General features: G+C 62.7%; 5 protein-coding genes. 3 read left to right on the forward strand and 2 right to left on the reverse strand.

The genetic code is table 11. The features are described 5' to 3' along the window. The first annotated feature begins 26 nt into the window (after nucleotides 1-26). The 3 genes from VOI29_RS22065 (at nucleotide 27) to deoD (ending at nucleotide 3,155) form a co-directional block, all read left to right on the forward strand. On the forward strand, nucleotides 27-1,994 hold the full coding sequence (locus tag VOI29_RS22065; protein WP_323783722.1) for a protein meaA: 1,968 nt from the start codon (nucleotides 27-29) through the stop codon (nucleotides 1,992-1,994). A 117-nt stretch (nucleotides 1,995-2,111) separates the two neighbouring features. Further along, nucleotides 2,112-2,429 (forward strand): H-NS histone family protein, encoded by a 318-nt coding sequence (locus VOI29_RS22070; RefSeq protein WP_323783724.1) that lies wholly within the window; start codon nucleotides 2,112-2,114, stop codon nucleotides 2,427-2,429. A gap of 21 nt (nucleotides 2,430-2,450) precedes the next feature. Beyond that, nucleotides 2,451-3,155, forward strand: a complete 705-nt coding sequence (deoD, locus tag VOI29_RS22075) for a purine-nucleoside phosphorylase (RefSeq protein ID WP_323783726.1) — start codon at nucleotides 2,451-2,453, stop codon at nucleotides 3,153-3,155. Between the two features lie 238 nt (nucleotides 3,156-3,393). On the opposite strand, the gene VOI29_RS22080 is transcribed toward deoD, so the two are convergent. Beyond that, on the reverse strand, nucleotides 3,394-4,251 hold the full coding sequence (locus tag VOI29_RS22080; RefSeq protein WP_323783727.1) for an urea carboxylase-associated family protein: 858 nt from the start codon (nucleotides 4,249-4,251) through the stop codon (nucleotides 3,394-3,396). Nucleotides 4,252-4,336: 85 nt separating this feature from the next. Further along, nucleotides 4,337-5,506, reverse strand: a complete 1,170-nt coding sequence (locus VOI29_RS22085; protein ID WP_416361577.1) for a type III PLP-dependent enzyme — start codon at nucleotides 5,504-5,506, stop codon at nucleotides 4,337-4,339. Nucleotides 5,507-5,775 lie beyond the last annotated feature (269 nt).

Consider the following 5,775-nt stretch of genomic DNA (forward strand, 5'->3'; position numbering starts at 1 on the left):
CAGCACACTGACTCGCGAGGCCCGACATGCCGCAGATGCAAAAAGACCGCCCCTGGCTGATCCGCACCTATGCCGGCCATTCCACGGCATCGGCGTCCAACGCGCTGTACCGCGCCAATCTGGCCACAGGGCAGACCGGCCTGTCGGTCGCCTTCGACCTGCCGACCCAGACCGGGTACGACAGCGACCACGTGCTGGCCCGCGGCGAAGTGGGCAAGGTTGGTGTGCCGATCGGCCATCTTGGCGACATGCGGACGCTGTTCGACGAGATCCCGCTGGAACAGATGAATACCTCGATGACCATCAATGCAACGGCGCCCTGGCTGCTGTCGCTCTATATCGCGGTGGCCGAGGAACAGGGCGCCGATGTCTCGAAGCTGCAGGGCACGGTGCAGAACGATCTGATCAAGGAATACCTCAGCCGCGGCACCTATGTCTGCCCGCCCAAACCCAGCCTCAAGATGATCGCCGATGTGGCCGAGTACTGCTATACCAACGTGCCCAAGTGGAACCCGATGAACGTGTGTTCCTACCACCTGCAAGAGGCTGGTGCCACGCCGGAACAGGAGCTGGCCTTTGCGCTGGCCACCGCGCAGGCGGTGCTGGACGAGCTGAAGCCGCGCATCGCGCCAGAAGACTTCCCGGCGATGGTCGGGCGGATCTCATTCTTTGTGAATGCAGGCATCCGCTTTGTCACCGAGATGTGCAAGATGCGTGCCTTTGTCGACCTGTGGGACGAGATCTGCGAGAAGCGCTACGGCGTGGGCGACCCCAAGTTCCGCCGCTTCCGCTATGGCGTGCAGGTGAACTCGCTGGGGCTGACCGAGCAGCAGCCGGAAAACAACGTCTACCGCATCCTGATCGAAATGCTGGCGGTGACCCTGTCGAAAAAGGCGCGCGCCCGCGCGGTGCAGCTGCCCGCCTGGAACGAGGCGCTTGGCCTGCCCCGCCCCTGGGACCAGCAGTGGTCGATGCGGATGCAGCAGATCCTGGCCTATGAGACCGACCTGCTGGAGTACGGCGACCTGTTTGACGGCAACCCGGCGGTGGACGCCAAAGTGGAAGAGCTGAAGGACGGTGCCCGGGCCGAGCTGGCCAACCTGGAATCGATGGGCGGCGCCGTGGCCTCGATCGAATACATGAAGGGCCGCCTGGTCGATTCCAACGCCGAGCGCCTGAACCGGATCGAGAAGAACGAAACCGTGGTGGTCGGCGTCAACAGATGGACCGAGGGCGAACCCTCGCCGCTGCAGACCGAGGATGGCGGCATCATGGTTGTTGATCCGGCGGTGGAGCAGGAGCAGATCAGCCGCCTGAACGCCTGGCGCAGCGAGCGGGACAATGCGGCGGTGGAAACGGCACTCGCCGCCCTGCGCGCGGCAGCGCAAAGCGGCGCCAATATCATGGAGCCCTCGATTGCCGCCGCCAAGGCCGGCGTCACTACCGGTGAATGGGCTGAAGAAATGCGCAAGGTTTACGGCACCTACCGCGGCCCGACCGGTGTGTCGGCCTCGGTCTCGAACAAGACCGAGGGGCTGGACGATCTGCGCGATGCGGTCAATGCGGTCAGCGACGTGCTGGGCCGCCGGATCAAATTCGTGGTCGGCAAGCCGGGCCTCGACGGCCATTCCAACGGTGCCGAGCAGATCGCCTTCCGCGCCCGCGACTGCGGCATGGACATCACCTATGACGGCATCCGCATGACCCCGGCAGAGCTGGTGGAGGCGGCGCAAAAGGACGACGCCCATGTGGTTGGCCTGTCAATCCTGTCCGGCAGCCACCTGCCCCTGGTCGAGGAGATGATGGGCCGCATGCAGGAGGCCGGCCTTGGCCATATTCCGGTGATCGTCGGCGGGATCATCCCTGATGACGACGCGGAAAGGCTGAAATCCATGGGCGTGGCGCGCGTTTACACCCCCAAAGACTTCGAGCTCAATTCAATTATGAGCGACATTGTGAACTTGGCAAGGCCACCGGAAATTGCAGTGAATTGACCTTTCTTCGGCATTTTTCCGCGAATTAGAAAAAAGATGCTGAAACGAGTCTGGCATTCGCGCCATAAAGAATGACATACCGGGATCTCCGGTATGTCATTTAATGTGGAGTGCAGAATGACCCTTGATCTTTCGGCAATGACCAGAAAAGAACTTCTTCAGCTGCAAGGCGATGTGGAAGAAGCGCTGCGCGCAGCGGAACTGCGCGAACGCCAGGAAGCTTTGAAGGCGGCTGAAGAAGCGGCTGCAAAATACGGCTTTTCCCTGGAAGAAATCGCCAATGCGTCGCGCCAGGGCGTAAAGAAGAACAAAGCGGCCCCGAAATACCGCAATCCCCACAACCACGAGGAAACCTGGACCGGCCGCGGCCGCAAACCGCATTGGGTGCATGCCGCGCTGACCGCGGGCATGGATATTTCCGACCTGGAAATCTGATCCTGACGGCGGAGCAACGCGATGACCATTCATATTGGTGCCGCAAAAGACGACATTGCGGAAACCGTTTTGATGCCTGGCGACCCCTACCGGGCGAAATGGGCCGCAGAGACATTTTTGACAGCCCCCAAACTGGTCAACGAGGTGCGCGGGATGCTGGGCTATACCGGCAGCTGGAACGGGCATCCGGTGACAATTCAAGGCAGCGGCATGGGGATGCCTTCGCTGTCGATCTACGCCAATGAGCTGATCCGCGATTTTGGCGCCAAAACGCTGATCCGCATTGGTTCCTGCGGCGGCATGCAGGACAGCGTCAAGCTCCGCGACGTGATCCTGGCGATGACTGCCAGCACTCTGAACAGCCCCTCCAGCGGCATCTTCCGGGAGCTGAACTTTGCCCCCTGCGCCGACTGGGGCCTGCTGCAGGCAGCGGCGCAAGCAGCAGCAAAACGCAATACCGCAACACATATCGGCGGTATCTACTCCTCGGATGTGTTCTATGACGAGCGGCCGGATCTGAATGAACAGATGGTGCGCCATGGCATTCTCGGCGTGGAGATGGAAGCAGCAGAGCTGTACACGCTTGCTGCCCGGCACGGCTGCCGGGCCCTGGCGGTGCTGACGGTATCTGACCATTTGGGCAGCGGCGAAGCCTTGCCGTCCGATCAGCGCGAGCGCAGCTTCGGCGACATGGTGGAAATTGCGTTGGAAGCCGCATTTGCCTGACGCAGTGGCAATTGTATAAAAAGTACGGGCAGCGGTTTTCCCCTGCCCTTTTTCCTCGCCAGGCTGAGGTTTGATCAATGCGGTCACAAGGCACTTTTTTCATTTTCTGGCCGCAGTGATTCCATGCATTCTCAAGGCTGGGCCAGTTTAGCGCCGCTTCATTCCTTCGGATCCCTCGCCTTTCATAGATCGCGCCAAAATTGGCCGTCACGCTGTAATTAATGCCTTTCTCTTATGGTCACGGCTGGCCATGGCTGCCATCATAGCCATTGCGCTGCGGGCTTTGCCAGCCCTTCAGCGCGCCTGCCGCGGGCGCAAAAATCTCGATCATTAGCGGATGGCAGGCCGCGGTATCGCTGGAATGCCCAGCCGAGCAATCGCCGCCGGGACAGGCACTGAGGGCACCCAGAAGATCAATCTCGGCGAAGAACTCCAGATAATCACCGGGCCGCACCGGGCTGGCCTTCATGAAATACTGGCCGGTGTCACGGGTAAAGCCGGTGCACATGAAGACGTTGAGCACATCATGCACATGCGGCTCCGCCTCCGCCCGGGAAATGCCAAGATGCTCCGCCAGTGCGCGCGTCAGGTTTGAATGGCAGCAGTGGTGGTACTGGCTGCCGGCCAGCAGGTTGCCGGTGTAGGGATCGCAGCGGGTGCCGATCACGTCATGCACCGAGCCGCCAAAATCGTCGATCCCGTACCAGCCCAAGGTATCCGCGGTTATCGTGGCCATGGGGCGCAGATGCGGGAAACTGCTCCACATCCGCTCGCCCCTGGTGATGTGGGTGCCATGCAAGGCACGGGTCTTGCCGGAATAGAACCGCTCGCTGAGGTCATTCCTGTTCCACAGGTTGAGGTCGCCGACCTGCGGCCCCTCGACCGAGCTGATCCGGAAGAAATGCCCGGCCGGCACCTCGAAACAGGCGGCTTCACGGGGCTGCGCCAGCACCTCGCCGGATTTCACCGCGCCCAGCCGGGCCTGCTGATACAGCGCCAGATCGGGCGCAGGCAGGGTCCCGTTGGGATAGCACACCACTGGCCGGACGGCGCGGCGGGCCTCCGCATCGGCGGGGGCTTCGAAAATGTCGGTCATGGGGCAAACCTTCCTGTCTTGTATGCCCCATCAAGACCGCATCGCCGCGGGCTTGCAAGCCCGCAGCGGCGGCTGGACGGCTCTGTCAGATCACAACCACGTCCAGCGGCGGGAAGCCGTTGAAGCCGACCGACGCATAGGTCGAAGTATAAGCGCCGCAGGAATGGATCACCACGCGGTCGCCGCCCTTCAGCCCCAGCGGCAGCTGGTAGGGCTTGCGCTCGTACAGCACATCCGCGCTGTCGCAGGAGGGGCCCGCCAGAATGCAGGGGCCGGTGGTCTCATGGTCGCGGTCCGTGGTGATCCGGTAGCGGATCGCCTCGCCCATGGTTTCGGCCAGGCCCGAGAACATGCCGATGTCGAGATAGGCCCAGCGGTGCAGATCATCGTCATGCTTGCGCGAGACCAGCAGCACCTCGGCGGCAATGGCGCCTGCCTCGGCCACCAGGCCGCGGCCCGGTTCGGCCATGATCTCCGCCACATCGCCAAAATACGCGCCGACCTGCGCCATCACCGCGCGGGCGTAATCTTCGGCCGGCATCATGTCCGAGCCATAAGAGGCCGGGAAACCGCCGCCAATGTTCAGCAGGTTCAGCATATGGCCGGCCTCATGCGCCTGGCGCCAGACCCCCGCCACCTGCTGCAGCGTGCCCTGCCACATCTGCGGCTCGCGGGTCTGCGAGCCGACATGGAAAGACAGACCGTCGACCAGCAAACCGCGGGCGGCGGCATAATCCATCAGCTTCAGCGCCTTTTCCGGGGTGCAGCCGAATTTACGGCTGAGCGGCCAATCGGCTTCGCTGGCCTCGACGATCAGCCGCAGACAGATCCTGGCTCCCGGCGCATGCGCGGCCAGCTTGTCCAGCTCCTCACGCGCATCGGCGGCGAAATGGGTGATGCCGATGCTGTGGGCAAAGGCGATGTCGGCGGGACGTTTGATGGTATTGCCAAAGGTGATCCGGCTGGCCGCGGCCCCTGCCGCCAGGCACAGCTCGATCTCCGCCCGGCTGGCGGCGTCGAAATTGGATCCCTCCTGCACCAGCCGCTCAAGAATAGCCGCTGCCGGATTGGCCTTGACCGCATAGTGAATGCGGGCCCGGCCCAGCCCGCGGGCCAGCGCCCGGTATTTGGCCGCAACAGCTTCGGCGTCCACCACCAGCGTCGGCCGCTCAAACCGGTTTGCGGCGATAAAGCTCAGAGTGCGGGATACAGTTTCGCAATTACGGGCAGTCAGCCCGGCCACGTTTGCGTTCATGGTCATCTCCAAAAGACCCGGCCATATATGACCGCTCAGTACTGTCAGAGACGTTACCGTCGCTACGTAACCGTAGGGGCGTAACCCCTTTCGCCAGAGGCGCGTGCGTTGGCGTCTTGGGCGCCCGTATCGGGCATGTGCCTGAGTCGTTCAAGTGTTTTTTTCGCCATGTCTGCAGCTTACCGGCAGGCCGGTGCACTCCCGCCTCCGTCAGGGGCTTTGCAAAACCCCGCCGCAGTTGGGCCCGGCACTGCGCCAAGGCGCAGTGC

Origin of the sequence: Leisingera sp. (genome assembly GCF_034669605.1) — a bacterium.
Classification (GTDB): domain Bacteria; phylum Pseudomonadota; class Alphaproteobacteria; order Rhodobacterales; family Rhodobacteraceae; genus Leisingera.